The organism is Vibrio palustris (genome assembly GCF_024346995.1).
In the GTDB taxonomy this organism is placed as follows: domain Bacteria; phylum Pseudomonadota; class Gammaproteobacteria; order Enterobacterales; family Vibrionaceae; genus Vibrio; species Vibrio palustris.
Window position 1 is genome coordinate 535,559 of sequence record NZ_AP024887.1, and the last position, 26,473, is coordinate 562,031.

Here is a 26,473-nt window from a genome sequence, read left to right on the forward strand (position 1 = left end):
TAAAGAGAGAGAGTATCAATATAACTCTTCTCTCTACGACCTATCATAACAATCTGAGTGTGGTGTGCTTAGCGTTCTTCTTCTGGAATAGAGCGAACGGCTTTGGCTGGGTTACCCACGGCAATATGGTATGCCGGAACATCTTTAGTGACCACGCTACCTGCGCCAATAATCGCGCCTTCTCCGATAGTGACACCAGGTAGCACAATCACGCCGCCTCCAATCCATACATTGGAGTTAATCGTAATCGGTTCTGCCCAGCCAATATGCTGATTGCGTGTTGCCACGTCGATAGGGTGATGCGCGGTATAAATTTGCACGTTAGGCCCGATAAACACATTGTCACCAATGGTTACTGGCGCACAATCGAGTAAAGTGAAGTTAAAATTAATGAACACATGATTACCTATGGTGGTATTAATACCGTAATCAATATTCATATGTTTTTCAAAGTGAACATCTTCTCCAATACTGCCAAATATGGCCTTTAACAAGCGCTGTTGGTTGGTATGGTCTTCACGATGTAACTCATTATATTCAGCCGCAAGAGTACGGGTGTTATTACGAATACGAATAAGTTCTTCATCGTTAATTGGGTAATGATTACCAGCTAGCATATCGTCTAATGCGCTCATACGGGGTCTACTCTTAGTTAATTGCTCATCTATGCATGTCACTATACAAGGGCGTGGGGTGATAAACAGCGAGCTATCTCTATGTTTTAAGTCATTAAAATAATTTTGATATTCAGGTATAACATCGCTTTGATGATGGTAATCAGGCATATCTACGCTTATGCTAGAGCCGATAGGTCGTCGTGTGATGACCATCCTGACGATGATGATTAAAAACGATAAACTGTCCCTAATTCATTCCTTTGGAGTTCCGAATGAAACCCATAAAAAATTTAGCCCAATACTATGTCGATCTCCTGGTTAAATTAGGTATTTTGCGGTTTTCTATTTTACTGGCTTTGGCATTAGTCGCATTAGCGGTTGTGGTCCAAGTTGGTATTACTTTGGCGTTAAAAGGGCGCGTAGATAATATCGATATTGTACGGTCAGTTTTTTTTGGCCTGTTAATCACGCCGTGGGCCGTGTATTTCTTGTCCGTTGTGGTTGATCAATTGGAAGAGTCGAGACAGCGCTTAGCGAAGCTTGTTTCTAAACTTAAAGACATGCGATCGCGGGATCAGGAGTTAAATCAAAAATTACAACAAAATATTGTTAAGTTAAATCAAGAGATTGAAGAGAGAATTAAAGCAGAAGAAGCCAGAGAAATGGCGATGCTTGATTTGGAAAATGAAGTTCTTCAGCGTGAAAAAACACAATTGGAATTGGCAGAGAGTACCGCTTTGCTGCGTTCTTTCATTGATACCTCTCCTGATCTGATTTATTACCGTAACGCTAATGGGGTATTTTCTGGCTGTAACCGTGCGATGGAAGAGCTGACTGGACGCACGGAAAGTCAATTAGTGGGATTAACGCCTTGGGATGTCTACAGTGAGGACATTGCCAAACCTATCGTCGAAACCGATCAAGAAGTGTTTAATAATGATCGTGCAGTGACTTATGAGCAGTGGATGGAATACCCAGATGGCACTAAAAACTATTTTGAATTGCGTAAAGTGCCTTTTTATAGCAAAGAAGGAGATCATCTAGGATTGGTGGGGTTTGGACGCGACATCACTGAACGTAAACATTATGAAGAATCGTTAGAAAAAGCCAGCCGTGATAAGACAACGTTTATTTCGACTATTAGTCATGAGTTAAGAACGCCATTAAATGGCATCGTAGGGCTAAGTCGTATTTTGTTGGACTCTTCGTTGACAGAAGAACAGCGCAAGTACATGCAAACCATCAATGTAAGTGCAGTAACATTAGGTAATATCTTTAATGATATTATCGATATGGATAAGTTTGATCGCCGGAAACTTGAACTATTGCCGGCTGCTTTGGATTTTGAAGAGTTTGTGCTTGAAATCGAAAGTTTATCGGGATTGATGGCGGAACAAAAAGGGCTGCGTTTTGATTTAGATCGTTTGACGGATTTGCCTAAATTTATTGAAGTCGATGCAACCCGTTTACGTCAGGTATTGTGGAATGTGATCAGCAATGCGATGAAGTTTACCAAAGAAGGTGGTGTGGTGATGACCGTTAGTGCCGAAGTCGCTGATGGAAGCGCTGATATCACTATGGAAGTTGAAGATACCGGGATCGGCATTCCAGAAGCAGAAATTGATAATATTTTTGCCATGTACTACCAAGTGAAATCAGGGAAAGATAATTTACATGCTGTCGGAACCGGAATTGGTTTGTCGGTTTCTCGCCAATTAATGAATTTGATGGATGGTGATATTCACGTCAGTAGTGAAGAAGGATTTGGCAGTACTTTTACCATCAATATTCATGTGCCTTTAGCGCAAGATCAGTCGCTTAAACCTTCAGACAAAGAAGGGGTAACACGCTCTTTGAATATTTTTATGGTGGAAGACATTGAATTAAATATCACGGTTGCGCAGTCTTTATTAGAAAACTTAGGGCATCAAGTGACCGTAGCCATGACAGGTAAACAAGCGTTAACGGAATTTTCCCCAGAGTTGTATGACTTAGTATTTTTAGATATTCAATTACCGGACATGACGGGATTCGATATTGCTCGTCATTGGCGAGAGCAGTATACCTCGTTACCTCCACTGGTGGCATTGACCGCGAATGTATTAAAAGATAAAGAAGAATATATTAAGCAAGGTATGGATGCTGCGATCAGTAAACCACTGTCTGTAAGTGCGGTGTACAATGTATTAGAACGTGTCGCGGGTTCTCAAAGTTCTACCCCCGTCAATGAAAAAGTTGAACAAGAAGAAGATCTCATAATGGGTGATGAAATTTACCAAAGGCTTCTGGATACAGATATGTTAGAGTCTTATATAGGTATTGTCGGCGTCCAGCCCATACTGGATAGTATTACGTTATTTGAAGAAATGATGCCTGCATACCTTAAGGTACTTGATTCAAATATGGTGGCAAAAGATCAGGCAAATATTGTTTCTGAAGCTCATAAAATTAAAGGGGCAGCAGGTTCGATAGGGTTACAACATATCCAACGTGTTGCCCAGCAAGCTCAATCATCAGAGAGCCCAGTATGGTGGCAAAATATTAGCGATTGGGTTGATGAAATAAAAAATGAATATCAATACGATATTGAAATACTTAAACAGTGGTTAGCGCAAAGGAAATAATATGAAAAGACTGATCGCAATAGCTTTAGCCGTCGCTTTGTCAGCTTGTTCGTTTTCACCACAAGTGGATTGGAAGCAGGGCAGCTTAGCTGAATTAGCAAAAATTGATATTCAGTTAAAAAGTAATCTCTGGACAGATCAAATGCCGACGATGTCCAAAGATACTAAGACTAAAAACCTCAATGGGACGCTAACGTTAGAAACCTCTGGCGGCTTACCTGCGGATCTCACGGTCAAGCAAATTGTCTTTAAACAAGGTGATGCGACTTGGAATATCGATGGTGAAACGGTCGAATTGCGCACGCAAAGTGAAAATGTCTGGGAAGCGGTGTTTGAAAGCGGTATTAAGCTTAACCTCGATCAGCCGGTATCGGTGGCGCTAGCGCTAGATGATGATGGACAAGAAGTTTGGTTGGTTGAGCACAATGTCGGTATCGATAAAGTTTACTGAGATCCATTTAGTTAATCACTAAAATAAAAAAACCCGTGGATAACGGGTTTTTTTATTGCGTATTTGATGAGGAAATTAATACTCAATATCGCCACAAAAGCGATAGCCCTCGCCATGAATCGTTGCGATAATTTCTGGCGTTCCAGCCACTGATTCGAAGTGTTTACGAATGCGTCGGATGGTTACATCAACCGTGCGATCATGTGGTTTAAGATCTCTACCTGTCATTTTCTTCAGCAAATCGGCACGAGTTTGAATCTTGCCGGGATTTTCACAAAAGTGTAAAAGGGCGCGAAATTCAGAGCGAGGTAACTTGTAGCTTTCCCCATTAGGGTTAAACAATGAACGGCTATTAATATCTAAAACCCACCCATTAAATTCATACTTCTCGACGCTATGAGCTTCTTCTTGCGCTTCACCTGCATTCATAGAACGATTTAAAAGGTTACGTGCACGAATCGTTAGCTCACGTGGGTTAAACGGCTTGGTTATGTAGTCGTCCGCCCCAATTTCTAGGCCAAGAATTTTATCAACTTCATTATCACGGCCTGTTAAGAACATTAATGCCACACTTGCTTGTTCTCTTAACTCACGAGCGAGTAAAAGGCCATTCTTACCTGGTAAGTTAATGTCCATAATAACCAAGTTAATGGGGTGTTCTGAGAGCAAGGTATGCATATCTTCACCGTTACTTGCTTCAAAAACAGTGTATCCCTCTGCTTCGAAAATACTCTTGAGAGTGTTACGAGTCACTTGTTCATCTTCAACAATAAGAATCTGCGGGGTTTGCATTAGCGGTACCTAAAATTGTGAATTAACTGTGCTGATAGAACGCATGCTGAAATACAGTATCATACACAGCAATAGTGATCGAAAAGTCGCCTGAGAACAAGCTCTGCACATGATATGTTACTTGTCGTTTACGTGCATGGGCTGGGCTATATGAGCGTTTCCATCAGTCTTTTAGAAGGATTCTATATTGTTAACAGCATGCTAACAACGACCAAATGTTAATTCTCAATGCTTTGTTGATTTACATCAAGAGATGTAAGTTAATCGTTATTAATCCTCTAATGATAATGTAATTAGCTTGTTACTAAAAATTGTAATGAAATTTGCCACTCAGGTTATGCACCGTGTTGCTTTTGATTTTGTTGAAAATCCCATTATTGCTTATTGATAATAATGGGGTCGCTATGAAATATTTTTTTCATATAACGAGAATTGTGTGAAATTTAGTCATGTACATCAATTAAGAAGTCGTTATGATGGATGTAACCGTTCCGTTAATGGTATTCCATTCGCACCGCAAGCGATAATCTCATGTTTAAAATTTATGATGCTTATTTAAGCATGAGTGTGTTGATGGTAGTTAGATTAATTTACATATAAAACAATAATTTATAAATATTATATTAAGTTGCAATCAAGGAGGAAGAATGAGCGATATTACACCGGATATCAGTGATTACTATGGTGAGGCAGTCAGTTTCATGGAATTGCCGCTACAAAATTTCGGGCAACGCTTTGCTTTTTGGGGAGAAATAGTAACCATTGAATGCTATCACGATAACTCGAAAGTCCGAGATATTTTGGACCAAAATGGTAAAGGCAAAGTTTTGGTGGTTGATGGTCATGGTTCATGTCAGCGCGCTTTAATGGGGGACGAAATGGCACTCAAAGCGATGAATAATCAATGGGAAGGTGTTGTTATCTACGGTGCAGTCCGAGATGCACTGACCTTAGCTGAGATGGATTTAGGGATTCAAGCGCTTGGTACTTGTCCCGTGAGAGCGGAAAAGCGAGATGTAGGAACGGTGAATACGAAGCTGGTGATGAACGGACAAACCGTGTTTCCTGGTGATTATCTGTATGCCGATTGGAATGGCATATTGTTATCAAAGACCGAATTAGACCTTTCTGTCTGTTAGTCAGGTAGTTGCGCTCGTGTTTGCCTGAATAAACTAACAGGTTGCACAGCTAATGGTTTACTCGATAGTGGTTTACGAGGTCACCTATCACTAATGACGAGTGATACCTGCATAGATCTTTAACTATAACGTATTTAAATTCACATGTATTGAAGTGCTTACGATTTATCTGCTGCCAGTTGCTCTCTGGAAAAAAAAGCATTTTTTCGTTGACTTCAAGTGGAAAAATACGGTAAACGTAGTACATAGCAAACACGAACACAATGACTAGAACGATTATGTTAACTCTCAGCACAGCAGTAATGACGACCACCATTATTATTACCAACACATCGCATGTTGGGGCAGGCTGCTGAGCGAAAGATTTTTTAAAAAGGCCTGTATCCCAACGATACAGGCCTTTTTTTATCACTATTTTTTAGATTCTCGGAGGAAGGGATGCGAGTATTAAAGTTTGGGGGCTCATCATTAGCCAATGCAGAGCGCTTTTTAAGAGCGACGGATATTGTTGCTAACAATGCAAAGCAGGAAGAGGTTGCCGTTGTCCTCTCTGCGCCGGGAAAAACGACCAATAAATTAGTGGCTATTATTGAACATGCCATGCGTTACGGTGAAGCCGAACTGCAAATAGAGCAACTAGAAGCGGATCTACAGACATTATTGAGTGATGTGCAAGCTGTACTCCCCAACGTTGATGGAGAGGGCTTTGATAAGCAAGTCAAATTGTCTATGTCTAAATTACGTGATTTTGTGCAAGGCATTAGCCTGCTTAGCATGTGCCCAGATAATGTTAATGCACGAATTATTAGTATTGGTGAGCGGGTTTCGGTTCAGTTGATGAAAGCGATTTTACACACCAAAAATCAAAACTCTCACCTCATTGATCCGGTTGAATATTTAGTGGCTAAAGGGCCATACCTCGAAGCATTAGTCGATGTTGATGCCTCAACTCAACGTTTTAACGCTATGCCCATCCCCAAACAACATGTCGGGTTAATGCCAGGGTTCACCGCAGGTAATGAGCTCGGTGAATTAGTCTGCTTAGGCCGTAATGGTTCTGATTATTCAGCGGCAATTCTTGCCGCATGCCTACGAGCGGATTGTTGTGAAATTTGGACCGATGTTGATGGCGTGTATAATTGCGATCCACGTATAGTCCCTGATGCACACCTACTCAAATCATTGAGTTATCAAGAAGCGATGGAGTTGTCCTATTTTGGTGCATCGGTGATGCATCCGAAAACCATCGCACCAATTGCCCAGTTCCAAATTCCTTGCCTGATTAAAAACAGCTCTAATCCGCAAGGAGTGGGCACCTTGATTGGTCAAGATACTGGGGAAGATAATCTCGCGATTAAAGGCATTACCACCCTCGATAATTTAACCATGGTGAACGTATCCGGCCCTGGAATGAAAGGGATGGTAGGCATGGCGGGCCGTATATTCGGTACCATGTCCTCTCATGGTGTTTCGATTGTTCTTATTACGCAGTCTTCTTCTGAGTACAGTATTAGCTTTTGTATTGAAGCCGATTATAAACAACGAGCGCAAGCGGCATTGACAGATGAGTTTGAACTAGAACTAAAAGATGGACTGCTTGAGCAAGTTGAGTTTGTCGATGATGTCGCCATCATTAGTTTAGTTGGTGACGGTATGCGTACTTCATGTGGTGTTGCATCCCAGTTCTTCACTTCACTAGCTGAAGTGCATGTCAATATTGTTGCCATCGCTCAAGGATCTTCTGAGCGTGCGATTTCTGCGGTTATCCCTGAAAATAAAATCTCAGAAGCGATTAAAACCTGCCACGAAAACTTCTTTAATGCTAAGCATTACTTAGATGTCTTTGTGGTGGGGGTTGGCGGCGTTGGCGGTGAATTGGTCGATCAAATTCAGCGCCAGCAAGGTAAATTAGCACAGAAAGACACCATTATTCGTGTATGTGGGTTAGCGAACAGTAAAGGGGTAGTGTTGGATAGTGCTGGACTACCGTTAGATAACTGGCGTGAGCGTCTGCAAGATGTAACAGAACCCTTTAGCCTTGAGCGTTTAACGGCATTAGTTGAACGTAACCATATTATTAACCCAGTATTAGTGGATTGCACCTCCAGTGAAGTCATTGCTGATCAATATGTGGAGTTTCTTAGTGCAGGTTTCCATGTCGTAACACCGAATAAGAAAGCCAATACGGCCAGCATGCAGTACTACCACCAGTTACGAGAAGCCGCGCGTAAATCTCGTCGTAAACTAATGTATGAAACAACCGTAGGCGCTGGTTTGCCGGTCATCGAAAACTTGCAAAACCTGATTGCTGCTGGTGATGAGTTAGAGCAATTTAATGGCATTTTATCAGGATCGTTATCGTTTATTTTCGGTAAGTTAGATGAAGGCTACACCTTAAGTCAAGCGACGGAATTGGCCAAAGAGAAAGGTTTTACAGAACCGGATCCTCGTGACGATCTTTCTGGTATGGATGTCGCTCGTAAACTATTGATTTTGGCTAGAGAAGCCGGTTTGTCACTCGAGTTGAGCGATGTCATCGTAGAGCAAGCGTTACCACCAGGTTTTGATGACTCTGGTGATGTGGATGATTTTATGGCTCGCTTACCACAAGCGGATGCTTATTTTGCTGACTTGTGTGAAAAAGCGCGCGCCGAAGGCAAAGTATTACGTTACATTGGTGAAATTGCGAATAACAAATGTCATGTACGTATTGCCCTCGTTGATGAAAATGATCCGATGTATAAAGTGAAAGAAGGCGAAAACGCCTTAGCTTTCTATAGCCGCTACTATCAACCGATTCCATTAGTACTACGCGGTTACGGTGCGGGCACTGAAGTCACTGCTGCGGGCGTGTTCTCGGATGTGATGCGTACCTTAGGTTGGAAGTTAGGAGTATAAATAAGCATGGAAGAGAACAGTGTGGTGGTATATGCCCCTGCGTCTATTGGTAACGTAAGTGTTGGCTTTGATGTATTAGGCGCAGCCGTTTCTCCTATCGACGGTTCTCGATTAGGGGACCGTGTGAAAGTCACGTATGGCGAGCAAGCGTTCAGTTTGGAATTAGCAGGACAGTTTATTGATAAGCTGCCTACCGAACCGAAAGAGAATATCGTTTACGATTGTTGGACGATTTTTGCTCGTGAATTAAGAAAAAAAGATATTGCGATCAAACCAGTAGCGATGACGCTCGAAAAAAACATGCCGATTGGTTCCGGCTTGGGCTCGAGTGCGTGTTCTATTGTCGCCGCGCTAGATGCGCTGAACCGTTTTCATGGTCAACCGCTGAATGAAACAGAGCTATTGGCACTAATGGGTGAAATGGAAGGGCAAATATCTGGTGGAGTCCATTATGATAACGCCGCGCCATGTTATTTAGGTGGGATCCAGTTAATAATCGAAGAAGCTGGGATCATTAGTCAGGAAGTCCCTGGATTTGATGAGTGGTTTTGGGTGATGGCGTACCCAGGCATTAAAGTCTCTACCGCTGAAGCTCGCTCAATTCTTCCGGCTCAATATCGCCGACAAGATATTATTGCTCACGGGCGACACTTAGCAGGGTTTATTCATGCTTGTCATACTGGGCAACCTGAGCTTGCCGCAACCATGATAAAAGATGTTATTGCAGAACCATATCGTGCCCAATTACTGCCCGGTTTTGCACAGGCGCGTCAGCAAGCGAGTGCGTTAGGTGCGTTAGCCACCGGAATTTCAGGCAGTGGCCCAACGCTATTTAGCGTCTGTAAAGATAAAGAGGTAGCTCAGCGCCTCGCGAGCTGGCTAGAACAAAACTATGTACAAAATGCCGAAGGGTTTGTTCATATTTGCCAATTGGACAAACACGGATCGAAAGTGACAGGAAGTGAGCTATGAAGCTGTATAATATAAAAGAAAATGATGAACAGGTATCGTTTGGTCAAGCGGTTCGACAAGGTTTAGGTCGTAATCAAGGCCTATTTTTCCCCACAGAGCTGCCGCGCTTCGATGACATTGACGGCTTGTTAGCCGAGTCATTTGTTCCACGTAGTGCCCGTATTTTATCAGCGCTCATTGGTGATGAAATTCCAGAGGATAAAGTCCATGAATTAGTTGGTAATGCGTTTGCATTTCCAGCTCCGATTAAGTCAGTGAAAGACGGCGTGTATGCATTAGAGCTGTTCCATGGCCCAACGTTAGCTTTTAAAGACTTTGGCGGCCGTTTTATGGCGCAATCTTTAGCAACCGTTGCGGAAGATGGCAAGATTACGATTCTTACTGCGACGTCTGGTGACACGGGGGCGGCGGTTGCTCATGCCTTTTATGGTATGGAAAATATCAATGTCGTGATTTTATACCCGAAAGGGAAAATAAGCCCATTGCAAGAAAAACTGTTTTGTACGTTAGGTAAAAACATTCATACCGTGGCAATCAACGATGACTTTGATGCCTGTCAAGCGCTAGTCAAGCAAGCCTTTAATGACGAAGAACTGCGCCAGCAAGTGGGTCTTAACTCTGCGAATTCAATCAATATCAGCCGACTCATGGCTCAAGTTTGTTATTACTTTGAAGCGGTCGCGCAAATGACACCGAAAGAGCGTGATAACCTCGTTATTTCAGTGCCAAGTGGTAACTTTGGTAACCTGACTGCTGGCTTAATTGGTAAAGCAATGGGTCTACCCGTTAAACGCTTCATTGCTGCAACCAATGCGAACGATACCGTTCCACGTTATTTAGAAAGCGGTCAATGGGATCCGAAACCAACGGTTGCGACGACATCAAACGCGATGGATGTGAGCCAACCGAATAACTGGCCACGTATTGAAGAGTTATGCCGAGTGAAAGGCTGGCCTTTAGAACAATTAGGTAAAGGTGCCGTCGTCGAGGATGCACAGGCTGCAGATGCGGTGCGTGAACTACAATCTATGGGGTACTTATGTGAGCCTCATGGTGCCATTGCTTACCATGTGCTTGAGCAGCAACGCCAACCGGATGAGACAGGGTTGTTCTTATGTACGGCTCACCCAGCTAAGTTTAAAGAAGTCGTGGATGACATTTTAGACACCGATATACCCTTGCCGCCTGCGCTTGATAAGCACTCGAAAATGGAATTATTGTCGTTAAATTTTGATAATGACTTTGCGAAGCTCAAACAATTGCTAATCGACGTAAGACACTCTGACTAAGTGACAGGGAGTTTATCGCCGAACACGCGTACTTGCGACAAAGCAATGAATAAAGAAAAAGCGGTGCTTAAAGCGCCGCTTTTTTATGCTGAGCTGCATTGAGGTTTACATGGTTTCAGTAAATGTACGTGAAACCACATCGCGTTGCTGCTCTGGAGTGAGTGAGTTAAAGCGCACTGCATAACCAGAGACGCGAATGGTCAACTGTGGATACTTTTCAGGGTGATCAATGGCATCTAATAATGTATCACGATGTAAAACATTAACATTTAAGTGCTGGCCACCTTCAACCAAAGGGGCTGCTTGAATAGCCACTTCACGACTTTCATAGTGACCAAGATCAGAAAGCGGCAGGACTTGATCTGCTTTAAAATCTTTCGCTGCAGCAATACAGCGAGCTTCGTTCGCATCATCATTAATTAACCAGATAGAGTTAATCAATGATGCATTGTCTGCTTGAGTAATTTGAATACCTTGGATCATTACAATCTCCTAGCCACATGCTTGTGGTGTTTATTGACGTATCACGATAATTAGGCACCAAATAGAATTGATAACCCAATAACCACAATTATAGTATTGATAAAGACCAAAAAACAACACTTTTAATGAGGGTTATTAATATAAAGCAGCGGGGAATCAACGTGTTACAGGTTATTGTTGGGTTGATATAAAAATATGGCTGATTTAAAAATGGAGAGTTATCAGTGAGTAATTGACGATTTCTTGTCCAAGGCAATAAGGTTTAGATTAAAAAGAGAGAGCCATAGTGACTCACGAGAGTGCTACTGCACTATGTAAGGGCAATCTTTGTAAGAGCAATATTTTTTATAAATCAAATATGACGCTGAAAATGAAGGCTTTATTGAAGCAGAAGTTATCATCGTCTCTACCATTTTTACAATTTAACCGGCAATTTATTTTATGTTATTGATTTATAATGCTTTAATTCGAATAACTGCAAAGCATGAAAATAAATCGTGAGAAAGTACCAAAAGTTGGCATCATTTTTCCATTACTTATGACGACACTATCAATTGGAGAAAGAACCATGCCACTGACTATGAGAATAACAAGCTCGCTACAATCTCACGCGCCACATGCTCAGCGTATGCCCGTGCCTAATCGCCATGTTTCTGGCCAAGGACATCATCGTGCACCACAAAGAACAGCGAAATAAGTGGATATTGACTCTCACTAACTGAGGATTTTCATACCTGCATCTATGTCTAAATCGGTATATAATTGTCGGTTTATCATGATGAAAGGATCTTGGAATGACTCAGTTATTGACATGGCATGATGTAATTAGCGTTGAAAAACAGCAAGAATACTTTCAGAAGACGCTGCAATTTGTAGCCTCTGAGCGTCAAGCTGGCAAAGTGATCTATCCGCCTGAAACTGATGTATTCAATGCCTTCCGTTTTACCGAATTTCATCAAGTAAAAGTCGTTATTCTCGGGCAAGATCCATATCATGGCCCAGATCAAGCTCATGGCTTAAGTTTTTCTGTATTACCTGGTGTAAAAACGCCGCCTTCCTTACGTAATATGTACAAAGAGTTAGCGCAAGATATCCCCGATTTTAAGATTCCAGACCATGGGTATTTAAAAGAGTGGGCCGATCAAGGGGTATTATTGTTGAACACTGTGTTAACCGTTGAGCAAGGCAAAGCACATTCCCATGCTAAGAATACCGGGTGGGAACGTTTTACCGATGCTGTGATTAATGCGCTTAATGAGCATAGTGAGGGTGTCATCTTTTTACTGTGGGGTGCGCATGCGCAAAAGAAAGGACGCATGATTGATAGACATAAGCATGTGGTGTTAACGGCTGCTCATCCTTCGCCACTGTCTGCTTATCGTGGTTTTTTTGGCTGCCAGCACTTTTCGCAAGTCAATCGCATTCTTACATCTCAGGGGCAAACTCCGATTCAATGGCAATTATCACCTGTTTAAGGAAGTTGGTCAAAACTTAGACAGAAATCAATACTTATTAGGCTTTGCTTACATACACTATAAAAAAGTGTATGAAGGAGCATGAATATGATGATTGAAAGGATAGGGGTTGAGCACGGTTATATGAGACGTTTGCTGGCGATACTCAACGAAAACGTCACGTTACTAAAAACAGAGCAAGCCATGAATTATGCTCTGATTAAGGAAGTCGTTGATTACTTGTCTAGCCATTCTGAGCGGGTCCATCATCCCAAGGAAGACCTGATGTATCATTATTATAATGAGCATTACGGTGTGAATGAGAAGCGGTTGAAGTTAGCTGAGGAGCACGAAAAACTGTCTGATAAAACCCACGCTTTTTTAGAGACAGTTGAGATGGTTCTAAACGATGTGGTTGTTCCAAAAGAGGTGTTTATTACGCAACTGGAATCTTTTATTACCGCTCAGCTCGATCATTTAGATATGGAAGAGCGATATATCCTTCCCAAGCTTGAAGCGACATTCACACCTAAAGACTGGCAGTACCTAGAGTCACAATGGTTTAGCAATGACGTCGATCCGGTATTTGGTGAGGCGATTGAAAACCGTTATCGCCAGCTGACTCAATTGATACAAAGTCAGACCATAGAGGCATAAACGACATGGGTTAACAATAAAAAGAGGCATCATATGATGCCTCTTTATCGTAGGTGTTCATCCTTAAAAGTTTATATCATTAATATCTAAGCAAGCGTCCATGTCCATCAATTCTTTCTCTAGACGCCGTTTATCCCGTAGCGCTTCAATTTCTCTCCACATCCTTTTTCCCGGCTTTGGTGCTCGGGCTGCGCGAATTTTATTGATTTCATTTTCCAACATTTCTACGAAGTGCATATCATCCATAAGCAAGCCTCATCTGAGTTGTTGTAGTTACGGTAGCATTGAAATTAATCAGTCCTTGAGTGCTTTGTTTAGCACATCTTTTGCAATCGTATCTTTGATTTATTTCTCATTTGTTGCATCTTTATGAACTTTATTCGTCTTGCAACACGCTTTTCTCAAAAAAACACAAAGTCTTGATGAATTATTCATCGCTTAATGTCGAATGTTTGGCTCTTTGAATATGGTGCGCTTGTTAAGGAACTGTTGAACATTTTGCTTTTAGGATTCGAGAAGTGATTGTGTATTAAGATTACGATTTATCAATGTTTGGTGAGCAATGAATATCAACTAAGTCGCGGCTGCCCTTGATTTTAAACGAAGAAGTGTTCTTCCAACGGGAGCGGAGACGCTATAGAAAGCGCTTTTTTATGTGGCTTAATTGTATATTTTTTTGTTAAATAAAAGTGCTAAATTTGGTTTGTTAACTGTTAATGAATCGTGAATTATTGGTGACGGCAACAAGTTTATGCAGTCGATCTCCTATTGATTTTTGTCACAAGTGTCTGCATTATCCAGCGCTTAAAATAGCGTTTTGATTCAACAAGCAATGATTCAAGACACATAAGAAAACATTAATTTATACAGTAAGCACGACAGAAACGTGTTTCTGAACGATGACTTACTAGACCAAACAGTAGGTTTGGAACTGTGTCAAAACTCTACAAGAGGTTCATGTGACAGATCTAATTAGCTTTTTGAATGATCTCCTTTGGGGATCGGTTCTCGTTTACCTATTGGTAGGTGTGGGCATTTATTTCACTATTCGTCTCGGTTTTATTCAATTTCGCCATTTTGGCCATATGTTTTCGGTACTGAAAAACAGCCGCAAAGGTGATAGCTCGGGTATTTCATCTTTTCAAGCATTGTGTACCAGTCTAGCGGCACGTGTCGGCACAGGAAATATGGCAGGCGTGGCAGTGGCCTTGACGGCTGGTGGACCTGGCGCCATCTTTTGGATGTGGGTAACAGCAATGCTAGGTATGGCAACCGCCTATGCAGAGAGTACACTGGCTCAGTTGTATAAAACACGCGATATGGATGGTAATTACCGTGGTGGACCTGCTTACTACATGACGCGTGGCTTGGGTATGCGTTGGATGGGCGTCTTATTCTCAGTATTTTTGTTGATAGCCTTTGGTTTAGTGTTTAATGCGGTACAAGCAAACTCTATTACTAATGCGGTGCATGCAGCTTTTCACATTGAGCCTGTCATTATTGGTATTGGACTCGTGATTTTGGCGGGATTCGTGATTTTTGGCGGAATTCGTAAAATTGCCCGTACTGCAGAGCTCATTGTTCCCTTTATGGCACTGGCTTACCTTGCTATTGCTTTGTTTATCATGTTTGCCAATATTGAAAAATTGCCGGATATTATTGCTTTAATCTTCAAAAGTGCGTTTGGTTTTCAACAAGCTGCTGCAGGCGGGGTAGGTTACGCGATTGCACAAGCGATGATTAATGGTGTCAAACGCGGCTTGTTCTCTAACGAGGGTGGTATGGGGTCTGCGCCCAATGCCGCAGCCACGGCGACGCCATATCCACCACATCCTGCATCACAAGGTTATGTGCAAATGCTTGGTGTCTTTACTGATACGGTGGTGATTTGCTCGGCAACGACAGCGATTATTTTAATGTCTGGTGAATACGTCCCGCACGGTGGTGTCACGGGAATTTCACTTACGCAGCGTGCACTGAGCACACAAGTGGGTGATTGGGGCGGTATCTTTATTGCTGTGGCGATTTTCTTCTTTGCCTTCACCTCGATCATTGCCAACTATTCGTATGCAGAAACCAATTTGGTTTTCATGAAGATGCGTAAAAAATCTACGCTAATGTTGTTCCGTGTGATCTTCCTTAGCATGGTGATGTTTGGCTCACTGGCGAACCTACCGACAGTATGGTCGCTTGCGGATGTCTCGATGGGCTTAATGGCGATCGTTAACCTAGTGGCAATCTTACTGCTGTCCGGTATTGTGGTGAAGCTCACCAAGGATTATAACCAACAGTTGAAAGCTGGTAAGTTACCGACCTTTGATGTTAATGATTATCCCGAACTAAAATCTCAATTAGAAGAAGGGATTTGGGATAACACCAAGACCAAGTAATTAACGGTTAAACCAATCATAAAGATTCATAAAGCCATGCAGATATTGCATGGTTTTTTTTGTCTTCGACTTGTCTGTTAGCAACCAGCACGCGTTTACTTCATCGTCTATAATGCGATGAGTCTAAAGGCACTCAAATGTTTAGTGGTTGTCTTTGATTCCCATGTTTTCGCTGTCATCGTCCTATTCATTTCGATGTAATGTTGAAATGCGCAAGTTGCACTAGAGTTTGTTAGGGAGATGCACGCTTTACTTTATGTTTGCATTGCTTAGCTAGAATCGAGGCGTGGCAATACCGCCATTGCGCACTGATGGTGTACTTGACGTGGTGAGACGCCATGCAGGTAATGAGCGCGGCATCATCGAGCAAGGCTTGAAATTTAAACCGTCCTTCCCAAAACCAACCAGTACAGTTGTCTTCTTGGTTGGCGCTGCGACTTGGATGCCCCGCTGAGCTGACACGCATAACATTACGACGTCCCGTGGATTCCGACTAACATCAACAGTATGGACTGGGAAAGGTGAAAGCCTTTCTCATCGCAAAAATGGAGTATCAATGAAAAAATTAAAAGTGTGTTTTTTGGTTTTTGCAGCGTGTATGGTTTGTTCGTGCTCCACAACCACATTCGTTTATAACAATGTAGATTGGTTGGTTGGCTTCTATGTCGATGATTATGTAGAGCTTGATAGTAATCAAGAAAATATTTTGGTGAACAGTGTTAATAAATTGCAATCCTGGCACCGGACAACAGAGTTAAGAAAATATAAAAGTGATCTGGTTTTACTTGTTGCACAGCTTAAAGCTGAAAACCTGAATAGAGAGCAGTGGCTCGGTGTGTTTTCTAAAGTAAAACAACATATATATAACTTTCGCGATGGGGTCAGTCCTGAAGCCATTAAGTTGATTAAACAACTCTCGGATGAACAAATAGATCACATGCTGGCTTTATGGGCAGAGAATGACAAGCAAGAGCTCGATGTATTTACCAAGCAGGATGCAGCTGGGAAAATTAAAGTTAGACAAGAAAAAATAACGGGAGCGATTGAAAAAAATATTGGCGATCTATCCTCGCAACAGCAAGAGATCGTTAATCGCTATTCATTGAGGATGAAGTCTACTTTTATTGAGAGAAATGCTTACAGGAAAAAACTGCGAGCGGCGTTGAAACCGTTACTCGTCGAGAGGTACTCTTCTGAATTTTCTGATAAGTTTTATTTTCTGCTCAACAATCTGGATTCGTTTAAGTCTGAGTCACTTATCATCGCTAGGCAAAAAAATGAATACTTATACGCTGAACTACTCGCAGAGTTAAATGCTAGCCTGAGCAAAAAACAAAGATCTAAGTTATTGCAGACACTTAAATCTTATATTACAACCATCGATTCATTAATGGGATAAGTGGCCTTAAATGCCATGAAAAAGCGCGCAGCGATGTTCATGCTAATGAAGCGGTATGCTTGGCATGTGTGTTTTGGTCACTGACGTTGGTGACTGTGGTAATTAAACCGCGCCCAATGCCTTGGGCGTTGTGTATCCAAAGGAAATTTATGTCAAAAGTCACATTGAAAGGCTATATTTTGGTTCCTGAGTCGGATCTTGAATTAGTAAGAAGCGAGTTGGTAAACCATACACGTCTTATCCTCGAAGAAACTGGGTGTCTTACGTTTCGTGTCATTCAAAATCTCGAAAATTCTCTTCGTTTCGACGTTTATGAAGAGTTCGCAGATAAGCCGTCTTTTGAGCAACATCAGAAAAGGGTGAAAGCTTCTCATTGGGGCCAAGTGACAGTGAACGTTGAACGTCACTATGAAATCTTTGAGTAAACGCATAGCAAACTGTTCAAGCAAATTCGACATGTGTGGTATTTTGGGTGTGCCGTGAGTTTTGTGTTTACGGCATAGTGCAGAGGTGTTTGTATTCGCCAACTCCATAGGACACAATGTGTGAAATGGGTTAGTAGAATTAGGCTAAGGTTGAATTTTTGCAAAATGAGATTCTAACCATTGTAAAAACTTGAGTTCAATACTGGTTAAATGCTCAGATTCGCTAAGTAACACATAGTCATGTCCAGATGGGATAAACCCAAAAGGAGCGACTAGCCTCCCGCTTTTTAGATCGTCAACCACCAACGGGTACGATCCCATCGCCGCGCCCATCCCATCGATTGCCGCCTGCAAGCAGAAGTAAAAATGTTCGAAAGACTGCCCAGCATTATTATAGAGTGACATATCATTTTCTAAAGACCATGCTTGCCATGCTTCTCGGCGACTTTCGCTATGCAGAAGTATGATGCTATAGAGACTCTCTTTCATTCTACGCCAATATTGCGGTGACATAACGGGGCCTACCCATTCTTTAGTCAATACATGCTTTTGATAATGTATCGGGATGTCAAAATCATCACGACGAATTGCGAGTGTATTGTGCTCGCCTTTGAAGTCGATGGGGCCACCCGCTGTTGATAAACGAACATCAATACCAGAGATATTATAAAATTCAGACAACCTTGGCATCAGCCAGCGCATGGTCAACGTCGGTTCACATGATACATTTAAGTGATTATTATTTTTGGGGATTAATTGCTTAATTCCTCTTTCAAGTGAATCAAACGCCACATCAGTATGCTCTTTTAGCCGCTCTCCCTCATAAGTTAGACACATTGTACGTCCCTGCTTATAAAATAACGCCTGCCCCAAGTAGTTCTCGAGCACTTTTATCTGTTTGCTCACCGCTCCATGAGTAATATGCAGAGTTTGAGCGGCTTCGGTATAGGTGACCGATTGCGCGGTAATATGAAAAACATAGAACGCATTTAAATGTCTCATCTGTGACTTATTCTCACATATCAATTCATATTTTTCGATTATAACCCAAGCCAAAATACATACAATCATTCTAACCACTTCAATATAAGGAAAGAATATGGACATCCTCAGCTTTGCACTTTTTGGGCTATTGATCGTAATCAGCCCAGGAGCAGACACCATTTTATTATTTCGAAACAGTGCGCGTTATGGAAGAAGAATAGGTATCATCACAGCGTTAGGTATTGGTGCAGGGGTTGGCGTCCATGTCACTTATTCTGTTATCGGCATCAGTCACCTAATTTCACAGAGTGTATGGCTATTTAGTGTCATAAAATACATCGGCGCAGGATACTTAATCTACCTCGGTATCACGAGTCTGTTTAGCAGTAAGCGGTCATTGACGACTGAAAAATTTGTTGAGGATAATAACATTCATTCAAACATCTCGGTTTTTCGTCACTTCTTACAAGGTTTCCTTTGTAATACTCTAAACCCTAAGACAATGCTATTTTTCTTGAGTATCTTCACGCAAATAGCCGCTGCCACAACTAATAATTCATTGCTAATGATAAGTTACGGTGGCTACTTAGCGATATTGCATGCGTTATGGTTTTGCCTATTAGCCTGTTTAGTCACATCGTCCGCTGCCACTCTTTATCTGGAAAAATTTGGTCACCGTATTAATCAAACTTGCGGAGTGGGGTTAATTCTCTTTGGAACACTACTTTCAGCGACCGCTTAATCGATGCATCTAACTAACACAGGTTTCGATACCAATAACCACTAGCACACTCATAATCCTATTTAGCGACGAGTTAGAGGTGATGTGTGTCGCTGCTGGGGGGCTTACTTTCTATCTCACTTTATTTATGTATAAGGGGGGGGGATATACTCTATACACATTGGTTAGTTCACGGATTGACTGTGATATAGTAACTGCATAGACCCAACATACATTAGGACAATAATTATGCTGATCGTCGTTTCCCCGGCAAAGACACTAGACTATGAGTCACCACTACCAACACAAGAGCACACGCAACCGGAATTTATCGAACAGTCCGCTGAGTTGATTGACGTGTGCCAAAAGTTATCGCCGCAAGACATTTCTAATTTAATGAAAGTGAGCGATAAAATCGCAGGTTTGAACGTGGCTCGTTTTGCCCAGTGGAGCAAGCAGTTTGATTTCGATAATTCACGCCAAGCCATTTTTGCCTTTAAAGGTGACGTGTATACGGGATTAGATGCCAACTCTTTATCTACCGACGCATTACATTACGCGCAAGATCACTTACGAATGTTGTCAGGGTTGTATGGCCTACTAAAACCACTGGATTTAATGCAGCCTTATCGGTTGGAAATGGGCACCAAACTTGAAAATACTCGTGGCAGTAATTTATATCAATTTTGGGATAACCTCATTACTGAGAAACTCAACGATGTCTTGGCTCAGCAAGGTTCTGAGGTTTTGGTGAACTTGGCCTCTAACGAATACTTTAAAGCGGTGAAACCGAAAAACCTGAAAGGGCGAGTCGTGACACCAGTATTTAGAGATTGTAAAAATGGTCAATATAAAGTGATCAGTTTTTATGCGAAGAAAGCACGAGGCATGATGGCTCGTTATATCATTGAAAACCAAATTGAATCAGTCGAAGATTTAAAAGCGTTTGATACTGCAGGCTATTATTTTGTCGCTGCTGAATCATCAGATAAAGAGCTCGTTTTTAAGCGTGAAGAACAATAAGTCGTGTATGTTGTTTGATACGCATTGCCATTTAGATTTCACTGAGTTTGAGGATATTTCCTTAACGATACAACAGGCGATGGACGTTGATGTCCATCGTTTTCTATTACCAGCAACCACCCAAGTCAGTTGGTCTGGTATCGAATCTTTAATTGAATCCTTTCCTACTCAATTGTTCGGTGCACTGGGCTATCATCCTTATTTTCTCTCCTCAGAGATAGTCGTAAAGGATGCGATGTATCAGTTAGACCGAGCGTTACAAACTCGCTCAAAGCAGATACTTGCAGTTGGAGAATGTGGGCTCGATGGTATGGTGGATGTGGATTTTGCGCTACAAACAGCGATGTTTTCCGAGCAGGTTCGCTTAGCTCAGCACTATCGCTTGCCGTTAATCATTCATAGTCGTAAAACCCATCATCATATACTTAGGCTACTAAAACGCGCGCGTTTTACCGAGGGTGGTGTGCTACATGGTTTTACGGGCAGTAAGCAGCAAGCTTACCAGTTGGTTGATATGGGACTCAAAATTGGAGTAGGAGGTAGTATTACCTATCCACGAGCGCAAAAGACACGCCAAGCCATCGCTGCCTTACCATTAGAGTCATTAGTACTGGAAACGGATGCCCCAGATATGCCTGTGCAGGGGTTTCAAGGTCAACCAAACCACCCTAATCGCCTTCCTATTATTTTCCAAAGCCTGCTAGAGCTTCGTGCTGAGGAACCCGATAAGGTGCGGGATCAACTATGGCAGAACAGCCTGAATGTGTTGCATTTGTCTTCAATGTGATTGACCGCTCATACCTCGGAATGCTTCGTGTTATGTCAAGTAGGAACTTACGCAATAGGTCGTGAGTAACAAGACTGCTTGTATTTATGGACGTTTTTTCCTGCGGATGAGCTCAAAAAGATAGTTAATGTGATCATATTGTTAAATTTGTTTTACTTTAGTTAATTAGTGTTAATAGTTATGTGTTGTTACAAAGCAAACGTTTTAATACGGTCTAATGCATCTTGGTGAGCAAGCCACGTACAGCATAAAGATATTTCATCATCATTATGCTGTACATTGGCGCAGTGTTGATCTTGAGCTAGGGGCAGTAAAAGCCATGAAAAGGAATATAAAACTGATCTATATCCCACTTTTGGTAATGTTTTTATGGTTTTTGAAATTTCACTCTTATTTATTGTGATGGTCACCACAGTTGATTTAATAAAAATAGATGTTGTTAATATAAAATTGTGTGGCCATTATCAATAAAAATGCAACGATATGTCGTTAAAATGCTGCTATGTTATAAATGTAATCGGTTGCTATTTATTTATGTTTTGCAATTGGTTTTTGTTATTTATTTGTTATTAAATTGTTAATTTAGTTGGCTTGGTTATTATACATTGTGATTGGTGTCTCAAATAGTAATGTACAGGATTAAATATGTTCATAAAAGCGTGAGCGGTCCTTACTTTTAATATTTACCTCAGTATAATCCGGCAAAATTTATTCCTGTGTCCAACACCTCAACCATTAAGGAAGTCATAAACCATGAGCCTGTTTATGAGCCTAGTCGGCATGGTAGTAATCATGGCATTTGCCTTTTTATTATCTGACAACCGCAAAGCTATTAATCTAAGAACTGTGGGTGGCGCTTTTGCTATCCAATTTATTATCGGTGGTTTCGTTTTATACGTACCATGGGGACGTGATCTTTTGGCGGGTGTTTCTGCTGGCGTGAATCATGTCATCGAGTATGGCCAAGATGGTATTAACTTCCTATTTGGTAACCTTGTTAACGGAAATATGAAAAATGCAGGCTTTATTTTTGCATTCAGTGTATTGCCTACGGTTATTTTCTTCTCATCTTTGATTTCTGTCCTTTACTACATGGGCATAATGCAATGGGTTATTCGTATTCTTGGCGGTGGCTTACAGAAAGCATTGGGCACATCTCGTGCGGAATCTATGTCAGCAGCAGCAAACATTTTCGTTGGTCAAACTGAAGCGCCTCTTGTGGTTCGTCCGTTTATTTCACGCATGACTCAATCTGAATTGTTTGCGGTAATGTGTGGTGGTTTGGCATCGGTTGCTGGTGGTGTTCTTGCCGGTTACGCACAAATGGGCGTTCCTTTAGAATACTTAGTCGCGGCATCATTTATGGCAGCACCAGGTGGCCTATTATTCGCCAAAATCATGAAGCCAGAAGTCGATCAACCTAACGAAGATATTCTTAATGAAGATCTTAGTGGTGGTGATGACAAACCTGCTAACGTTATTGATGCAGCAGCAAGCGGCGCAGCTACCGGTATGCAATTGGCTCTCAACATCGGTGCGATGCTTTTGGCTTTTGTTGGTTTGATTGCGTTAGTGAACGGTCTACTTGGCGGCGTTGGCGCTTGGTTTGGCATGCCTGAATTGACACTAGAAATGATTCTTGGTTGGATCTTTGCACCGGTCGCATTCCTTATTGGTGTTCCATGGAATGAAGCGCCACTGGCAGGTTCATTCATCGGCCAAAAACTGGTTGTTAACGAATTTGTAGCTTACTTAAACTTTGTTCCTTATATCAGTGAGCCAGCGACCCATATCGTTGCTTCAACGGGGCAAGCGTTATCTGCGAAAACGGCCGCGATTATTTCATTTGCACTGTGTGGCTTCGCAAACCTTTCGTCTGTAGCCATTCTACTTGGCGGTCTAGGTAGCTTAGCGCCAAATCGTCGCCATGATATTGCGCGCTTAGGCATGCGTGCCGTAGCAGCGGGTACGTTGTCTAACTTAATGGCCGCGACAATTGCAGGCTTCTTTATCTCTTTAGCTGCTTAAACGCTGGTTGAGTTAATCTATAGACGCCATTAATCATAACCCCGTAGCATTGACGTGCTGCGGGGTTTTTTTGTTTTTATTGGTGTGACTGAATTATTTTGAGATGCAAATCGTTTGCTTCTTGAGCAAGACTATCGAATGTCTATTTTTACGATAATGTATAGGCCATTCGTTTGAGCGGCAACAGGTCGTGCTGTATTTAAGCGCGGCCATTAGTCGCCATAACCTTTATTTTTCATTAGTAGTGAGCCGCGGCACCTGTGTAAGGTAGCGTGTTTCGCGAGTTCTTAATGGCATAGTTGGAGAGAGTAATGAGTGATTTAAAAGTAGCGGCGTTACGTGCGTTAAAATTGATGGATTTAACAACATTAAATGACGATGATACGGATGAAAAAGTGATCGCACTTTGCCATAGCGCAAAAAGCTCTGTTGGCAATACGGCCGCCATTTGTATTTACCCACGTTTTGTACCTATTGCGAAGAAAACACTGCAAGAACAAGGAACTCCTGAGATTAAAATTGCGACGGTGACAAACTTTCCTCATGGGAATGATGATATCGATATTGCCGTTGCCGAAACCAAAGCAGCGATAGCCTATGGTGCCGATGAAGTGGATGTTGTCTTTCCATACCGCACTCTTATCGCCGGTGATGAATCGTGCGGCTTTGAGTTAGTTCGTCAGTGTAAAGCTGCTTGTAGTGATAATGTTCTGCTTAAAGTCATTATTGAAACTGGTGAGCTCAAAGAAGAACGTTTGATTAAGCTTGCTTCAAAAATTGCGATTGAAGCTGGGGCGGATTATATCAAAACTTCCACGGGCAAAGTGCCCGTCAATGCGACTCCAGAATCTGCTCGTATGATGCTAGAAGTGATACGTGATATGGGCGTTGCCGACCGTGTTGGCTTTAAGCCTGCTGGGGGCGTACGTACTGCTGAAGATGCTGCAGCTTATCTAGCGATGGCCGATGACATTCTTGGTCCAGACTGGGTTAGCCCGCGTCATTACCGTTTTGGCGCATCAAGTCTTCTTACAAACTTGTTAAATACGTTAGATGCCACTGATGAAACGGCAGATCCCTCAGCTTACTAAATCATCGCGAGTATGGGCCCAATAGGCTAACGTAAGGATAGAAAAGATGGCGTTATTAATTCAGGAAGTGATTCGTAAAAAACGCGACGGATACGAGCTAAGCGTGCAAGAAATTCAAGCTTTTGTACAAGGTATTGCTAATCATTCGGTGTCGGAAGGTCAGATTGCTGCTTTTGCGATGGCCGTGTTCTTTCAAGAAATGACGATGCCAGAACGTATCGCTCTTACTTGTGCAATGCGTGATTCTGGACAAGTGCTCGATTGGCGCTCGATGGCGTTCGATGGGCCAGTACTTGATAAACATTCGACAGGTGGAGTCGGCGACCTAACCTCATTAGTATTGGGGCCAATGGTGGCGGCCTGTGGTGGATATGTACCCATGATCTCCGGCCGAGGTCTTGGTCATACCGGAGGTACCCTAGATAAGCTTGAGTCGATTCCTGGATACAATATTACGCCTTCAAATGCCGTGTTTGGCCACGTTACTCAATCTGCCGGCGTGGCGATTATCGGTCAAACTGGTGAGCTAGCGCCTGCTGACAAGCGCATGTATGCCACCCGAGATATTACCGCGACGGTTGATAATTTATCCCTAATCACGGCGTCTATTTTATCGAAAAAACTGGCGGCAGGTTTGGATGCTTTGGTGATGGACGTCAAAGTAGGCTCGGGCGCTTTCATGGCTACTTACCAGAAGTCTGAAGAGTTAGCTCAATCGATTGTCGATGTTGCCAACGGGGCAGGAACAAAAACCAATGCTCTGCTGACGGATATGAATCAAGTTTTAGCTTCTTCTGCTGGAAATGCTGTGGAAATGAAAGAAGCGATTCGCTTTCTTCGTGGTGATAAGCAAAACCCTCGTTTACTTGAAGTGACGTTAAGTTTGGGCGCACAAATGTTGGTAGCGGGGAATTTAGCTGCTTCGTTAGAGACAGCAAAGGCTGAGCTAAAGCGTGCTTTAAGTTCAGGTAAGGCAGCGACATGTTTTGAGCGTATGGTCGCGGGTCTAGGTGGGCCGAATGATATAATTGAGCGCTATTCACACTATTTCCCAAGTGCTGCAGTCAGTAAGCCCGTTTTTGCCAGCAACGCGGGAATATTGAGTGCTATGGATACCCGAGGAATGGGAATGGCCGTAATAGAACTAGGCGGAGGCCGACGTGTTGCCAGCGACAGTATTGATTACTCCGTTGGACTTGATGAAATTACGCGACTAGGTCAAGTGGTGGATGCACATACCCCCATCGCGACTTTGCATGCACGTAATGAAAATGAATGGCAAAAAGCAGCGCAACTCGTCCGCTCTGCGGTAGTTGTCAGCGATCAATATCATGAGACCCCCTTAATTTATCGCACGCTATAATGATTACGTCGATTGATGTATATCTTTGAGCGTCAATAGTAGACTCAATTCACTAACAATATTATTATCGACTTACCAGTTTAGAGAGCGAGCGTTATCATCAAAAACGCTGGTTTCTCATCTTCAATGAACAATAGGAAATAGTTATGGCAACTCCACATATAAACGCTGAATTAGGTGACTTCGCTGATGTTGTACTGATGCCTGGTGACCCGTTGCGTGCGAAATACATTGCAGAGACTTTCTTGGACGACGCTGTTCAAGTGTGTAATGTTCGTAATATGTTTGGTTATACTGGGACTTATAAAGGTCGTAAAATTTCCGTTATGGGTCATGGTATGGGTATTCCATCATGCTCTATTTATGCGACAGAGTTAGTTAAAGACTTTAACGTGAAAAAACTGATTCGCGTAGGAAGCTGTGGCGCTGTGAGCGAAGATATCAAATTACGCGATGTCGTGATTGGTATGGGAGCCTGTACAGACTCAAAAGTAAACCGTATACGTTTTAAAGATCATGACTTTGCTGCTATTGCGGATTACAAAATGGTACGTGCGGCAGAGCAAGCGGCTCAAGCACGTGGAACCGATGTTAAAGTCGGTAATTTATTCTCTGCAGAACTATTTTACACGCCAGATCCTGATATGTTTGACGTAATGGACAAGTACGGCATCATTGGCGTTGAAATGGAAGCAGCGGGTATTTACGGTGTTGCTGCAGAATATGGCGCAAAAGCATTGACCATTTGTACTGTCTCTGACCATATCAAAACAGGGGAACAAACGACGTCAGATGAGCGTCAAAACACCTTTAACGATATGATTGAGATTGCGTTGGAATCAGTGTTAATTGATGACAAAAACGCTTAATGCTAGTTAAATAAAAA

24 protein-coding genes, 1 pseudogene and 1 other annotated feature are annotated in these 26,473 nt (G+C 42.3%); of the genes and pseudogenes, 19 read left to right on the forward strand and 6 right to left on the reverse strand.

Annotated features, from left to right (window positions below; translation table 11 throughout):
- Positions 1-68 precede the first annotated feature (68 nt).
- Positions 69-635, reverse strand: coding sequence for a sugar O-acetyltransferase (locus OCU30_RS02615; RefSeq protein WP_077311203.1), 567 nt, complete (start codon positions 633-635; stop codon positions 69-71).
- 254 nt (positions 636-889) lie between these two features.
- Here OCU30_RS02615 and arcB point away from each other — a divergent pair, with 254 nt between their 5' ends.
- Positions 890-3,241, forward strand: a complete 2,352-nt coding sequence (gene arcB / locus OCU30_RS02620; protein WP_077311204.1) for an aerobic respiration two-component sensor histidine kinase ArcB — start codon at positions 890-892, stop codon at positions 3,239-3,241.
- 1 nt (position 3,242) lies between these two features.
- Complete coding sequence (locus OCU30_RS02625; protein ID WP_077311206.1) at positions 3,243-3,692, forward strand: hypothetical protein; 450 nt, start codon at positions 3,243-3,245, stop codon at positions 3,690-3,692.
- Positions 3,693-3,767: 75 nt separating this feature from the next.
- On the opposite strand, the gene arcA is transcribed toward OCU30_RS02625, so the two are convergent.
- Positions 3,768-4,484: a two-component system response regulator ArcA gene (gene arcA, locus OCU30_RS02630; protein WP_077311208.1), complete on the reverse strand. Its 717-nt coding sequence runs from the start codon at positions 4,482-4,484 to the stop codon at positions 3,768-3,770.
- Between the two features lie 647 nt (positions 4,485-5,131).
- Here arcA and OCU30_RS02635 point away from each other — a divergent pair.
- From OCU30_RS02635 to thrC, 4 genes are all read left to right on the forward strand, one after another.
- Positions 5,132-5,623: a putative 4-hydroxy-4-methyl-2-oxoglutarate aldolase gene (locus OCU30_RS02635; protein WP_077311210.1), complete on the forward strand. Its 492-nt coding sequence runs from the start codon at positions 5,132-5,134 to the stop codon at positions 5,621-5,623.
- 290 nt (positions 5,624-5,913) lie between these two features.
- Positions 5,914-6,031, forward strand: a sequence feature (Thr leader region).
- A gap of 30 nt (positions 6,032-6,061) precedes the next feature.
- Positions 6,062-8,521 (forward strand): bifunctional aspartate kinase/homoserine dehydrogenase I, encoded by a 2,460-nt coding sequence (thrA, locus tag OCU30_RS02640; protein WP_077311214.1) that lies wholly within the window; start codon positions 6,062-6,064, stop codon positions 8,519-8,521.
- A gap of 6 nt (positions 8,522-8,527) precedes the next feature.
- On the forward strand, positions 8,528-9,493 hold the full coding sequence (gene thrB / locus OCU30_RS02645) for a homoserine kinase (protein WP_077311216.1): 966 nt from the start codon (positions 8,528-8,530) through the stop codon (positions 9,491-9,493).
- On the forward strand, positions 9,490-10,782 hold the full coding sequence (thrC, locus tag OCU30_RS02650; RefSeq protein ID WP_077311217.1) for a threonine synthase: 1,293 nt from the start codon (positions 9,490-9,492) through the stop codon (positions 10,780-10,782). The genes thrB and thrC overlap by 4 nt, the downstream gene beginning before the upstream one ends.
- Before the next feature lie 105 nt (positions 10,783-10,887).
- Here thrC and grcA read toward each other — a convergent pair whose 3' ends face one another.
- Positions 10,888-11,265: an autonomous glycyl radical cofactor GrcA gene (gene grcA / locus OCU30_RS02655; RefSeq protein ID WP_077311220.1), complete on the reverse strand. Its 378-nt coding sequence runs from the start codon at positions 11,263-11,265 to the stop codon at positions 10,888-10,890.
- Positions 11,266-11,749: 484 nt separating this feature from the next.
- Here grcA and OCU30_RS02660 point away from each other — a divergent pair, with 484 nt between their 5' ends.
- From OCU30_RS02660 to OCU30_RS02670, 3 genes are all read left to right on the forward strand, one after another.
- Complete coding sequence (locus OCU30_RS02660) at positions 11,750-11,962, forward strand: hypothetical protein (RefSeq protein ID WP_139343463.1); 213 nt, start codon at positions 11,750-11,752, stop codon at positions 11,960-11,962.
- Positions 11,963-12,059: 97 nt separating this feature from the next.
- Positions 12,060-12,740 (forward strand): uracil-DNA glycosylase, encoded by a 681-nt coding sequence (gene ung / locus OCU30_RS02665; protein WP_077311221.1) that lies wholly within the window; start codon positions 12,060-12,062, stop codon positions 12,738-12,740.
- An 87-nt stretch (positions 12,741-12,827) separates the two neighbouring features.
- Entirely contained in the window at positions 12,828-13,376 is a 549-nt protein-coding gene (locus OCU30_RS02670) for a hemerythrin domain-containing protein (RefSeq protein ID WP_077311223.1), read from the forward strand.
- Positions 13,377-13,439: 63 nt separating this feature from the next.
- Here OCU30_RS02670 and OCU30_RS02675 read toward each other — a convergent pair whose 3' ends face one another.
- The gene (locus OCU30_RS02675) at positions 13,440-13,622 is read right to left on the reverse strand and encodes a DUF3545 family protein (RefSeq protein WP_077311225.1); all 183 of its coding nucleotides are present in this window, start codon (positions 13,620-13,622) and stop codon (positions 13,440-13,442) included.
- 713 nt (positions 13,623-14,335) lie between these two features.
- Between OCU30_RS02675 and OCU30_RS02680 the strand changes: the two genes are divergently transcribed.
- Positions 14,336-15,766, forward strand: a complete 1,431-nt coding sequence (locus OCU30_RS02680) for an alanine/glycine:cation symporter family protein (protein ID WP_077311227.1) — start codon at positions 14,336-14,338, stop codon at positions 15,764-15,766.
- Positions 15,767-16,100: 334 nt separating this feature from the next.
- On the opposite strand, the pseudogene OCU30_RS02685 reads toward OCU30_RS02680, so the two are convergent.
- Positions 16,101-16,211, reverse strand: a pseudogene (locus OCU30_RS02685) (alpha-amylase family glycosyl hydrolase); the annotation flags it as partial.
- A gap of 111 nt (positions 16,212-16,322) precedes the next feature.
- Here OCU30_RS02685 and OCU30_RS02690 point away from each other — a divergent pair.
- Both OCU30_RS02690 and OCU30_RS02695 read left to right on the forward strand, forming a co-directional pair.
- Complete coding sequence (locus tag OCU30_RS02690) at positions 16,323-17,165, forward strand: DUF6279 family lipoprotein (RefSeq protein WP_077311231.1); 843 nt, start codon at positions 16,323-16,325, stop codon at positions 17,163-17,165.
- A 149-nt stretch (positions 17,166-17,314) separates the two neighbouring features.
- Positions 17,315-17,590: a putative quinol monooxygenase gene (locus OCU30_RS02695; protein WP_077311233.1), complete on the forward strand. Its 276-nt coding sequence runs from the start codon at positions 17,315-17,317 to the stop codon at positions 17,588-17,590.
- A gap of 144 nt (positions 17,591-17,734) precedes the next feature.
- Here the strand turns inward: OCU30_RS02695 and OCU30_RS02700 are convergent, their stop codons facing one another.
- Complete coding sequence (locus OCU30_RS02700; RefSeq protein ID WP_077311877.1) at positions 17,735-18,592, reverse strand: LysR family transcriptional regulator; 858 nt, start codon at positions 18,590-18,592, stop codon at positions 17,735-17,737.
- Positions 18,593-18,689: 97 nt separating this feature from the next.
- Here OCU30_RS02700 and OCU30_RS02705 point away from each other — a divergent pair, with 97 nt between their 5' ends.
- The 7 genes from OCU30_RS02705 to deoD all read left to right on the forward strand — a co-directional run bounded on the left by OCU30_RS02705 (position 18,690) and on the right by deoD (position 26,456).
- The gene (locus OCU30_RS02705) at positions 18,690-19,316 is read left to right on the forward strand and encodes a LysE family translocator (RefSeq protein WP_077311235.1); all 627 of its coding nucleotides are present in this window, start codon (positions 18,690-18,692) and stop codon (positions 19,314-19,316) included.
- Positions 19,317-19,544: 228 nt separating this feature from the next.
- Positions 19,545-20,318: a peroxide stress protein YaaA gene (yaaA, locus tag OCU30_RS02710; RefSeq protein WP_077311237.1), complete on the forward strand. Its 774-nt coding sequence runs from the start codon at positions 19,545-19,547 to the stop codon at positions 20,316-20,318.
- A gap of 7 nt (positions 20,319-20,325) precedes the next feature.
- On the forward strand, positions 20,326-21,105 hold the full coding sequence (locus OCU30_RS02715; RefSeq protein ID WP_077311238.1) for a TatD family hydrolase: 780 nt from the start codon (positions 20,326-20,328) through the stop codon (positions 21,103-21,105).
- A gap of 753 nt (positions 21,106-21,858) precedes the next feature.
- Entirely contained in the window at positions 21,859-23,133 is a 1,275-nt protein-coding gene (locus OCU30_RS02720) for a NupC/NupG family nucleoside CNT transporter (RefSeq protein WP_077311240.1), read from the forward strand.
- Positions 23,134-23,444: 311 nt separating this feature from the next.
- A complete protein-coding gene (gene deoC / locus OCU30_RS02725) occupies positions 23,445-24,224 on the forward strand; it encodes a deoxyribose-phosphate aldolase (protein ID WP_077311242.1) in 780 nt (259 codons plus the stop codon).
- Between the two features lie 46 nt (positions 24,225-24,270).
- The gene (gene deoA, locus OCU30_RS02730) at positions 24,271-25,587 is read left to right on the forward strand and encodes a thymidine phosphorylase (RefSeq protein WP_077311244.1); all 1,317 of its coding nucleotides are present in this window, start codon (positions 24,271-24,273) and stop codon (positions 25,585-25,587) included.
- A gap of 146 nt (positions 25,588-25,733) precedes the next feature.
- Entirely contained in the window at positions 25,734-26,456 is a 723-nt protein-coding gene (gene deoD / locus OCU30_RS02735) for a purine-nucleoside phosphorylase (RefSeq protein WP_077311246.1), read from the forward strand.
- Positions 26,457-26,473 lie beyond the last annotated feature (17 nt).

Bases quoted from the DNA above. Each gene is read 5' to 3' on its own strand.
- OCU30_RS02615 (WP_077311203.1), bottom strand. From the start codon at position 635: ATGAGCGCATTAGACGATATGCTAGCTGGTAATCATTACCCAATTAAC.
- arcB (WP_077311204.1), top strand. From the start codon at position 890: ATGAAACCCATAAAAAATTTAGCCCAATACTATGTCGATCTCCTGGTT.
- OCU30_RS02625 (WP_077311206.1), top strand. From the start codon at position 3,243: ATGAAAAGACTGATCGCAATAGCTTTAGCCGTCGCTTTGTCAGCTTGT.
- arcA (WP_077311208.1), bottom strand. From the start codon at position 4,484: ATGCAAACCCCGCAGATTCTTATTGTTGAAGATGAACAAGTGACTCGT.
- OCU30_RS02635 (WP_077311210.1), top strand. From the start codon at position 5,132: ATGAGCGATATTACACCGGATATCAGTGATTACTATGGTGAGGCAGTC.
- thrA (WP_077311214.1), top strand. From the start codon at position 6,062: ATGCGAGTATTAAAGTTTGGGGGCTCATCATTAGCCAATGCAGAGCGC.
- thrB (WP_077311216.1), top strand. From the start codon at position 8,528: ATGGAAGAGAACAGTGTGGTGGTATATGCCCCTGCGTCTATTGGTAAC.
- thrC (WP_077311217.1), top strand. From the start codon at position 9,490: ATGAAGCTGTATAATATAAAAGAAAATGATGAACAGGTATCGTTTGGT.
- grcA (WP_077311220.1), bottom strand. From the start codon at position 11,265: ATGATCCAAGGTATTCAAATTACTCAAGCAGACAATGCATCATTGATT.
- OCU30_RS02660 (WP_139343463.1), top strand. From the start codon at position 11,750: ATGAAAATAAATCGTGAGAAAGTACCAAAAGTTGGCATCATTTTTCCA.
- ung (WP_077311221.1), top strand. From the start codon at position 12,060: ATGACTCAGTTATTGACATGGCATGATGTAATTAGCGTTGAAAAACAG.
- OCU30_RS02670 (WP_077311223.1), top strand. From the start codon at position 12,828: ATGATGATTGAAAGGATAGGGGTTGAGCACGGTTATATGAGACGTTTG.
- OCU30_RS02675 (WP_077311225.1), bottom strand. From the start codon at position 13,622: ATGGATGATATGCACTTCGTAGAAATGTTGGAAAATGAAATCAATAAA.
- OCU30_RS02690 (WP_077311231.1), top strand. From the start codon at position 16,323: ATGAAAAAATTAAAAGTGTGTTTTTTGGTTTTTGCAGCGTGTATGGTT.
- OCU30_RS02695 (WP_077311233.1), top strand. From the start codon at position 17,315: ATGTCAAAAGTCACATTGAAAGGCTATATTTTGGTTCCTGAGTCGGAT.
- OCU30_RS02700 (WP_077311877.1), bottom strand. From the start codon at position 18,592: ATGAGACATTTAAATGCGTTCTATGTTTTTCATATTACCGCGCAATCG.
- OCU30_RS02705 (WP_077311235.1), top strand. From the start codon at position 18,690: ATGGACATCCTCAGCTTTGCACTTTTTGGGCTATTGATCGTAATCAGC.
- yaaA (WP_077311237.1), top strand. From the start codon at position 19,545: ATGCTGATCGTCGTTTCCCCGGCAAAGACACTAGACTATGAGTCACCA.
- OCU30_RS02715 (WP_077311238.1), top strand. From the start codon at position 20,326: ATGTTGTTTGATACGCATTGCCATTTAGATTTCACTGAGTTTGAGGAT.
- OCU30_RS02720 (WP_077311240.1), top strand. From the start codon at position 21,859: ATGAGCCTGTTTATGAGCCTAGTCGGCATGGTAGTAATCATGGCATTT.
- deoC (WP_077311242.1), top strand. From the start codon at position 23,445: ATGAGTGATTTAAAAGTAGCGGCGTTACGTGCGTTAAAATTGATGGAT.
- deoA (WP_077311244.1), top strand. From the start codon at position 24,271: ATGGCGTTATTAATTCAGGAAGTGATTCGTAAAAAACGCGACGGATAC.
- deoD (WP_077311246.1), top strand. From the start codon at position 25,734: ATGGCAACTCCACATATAAACGCTGAATTAGGTGACTTCGCTGATGTT.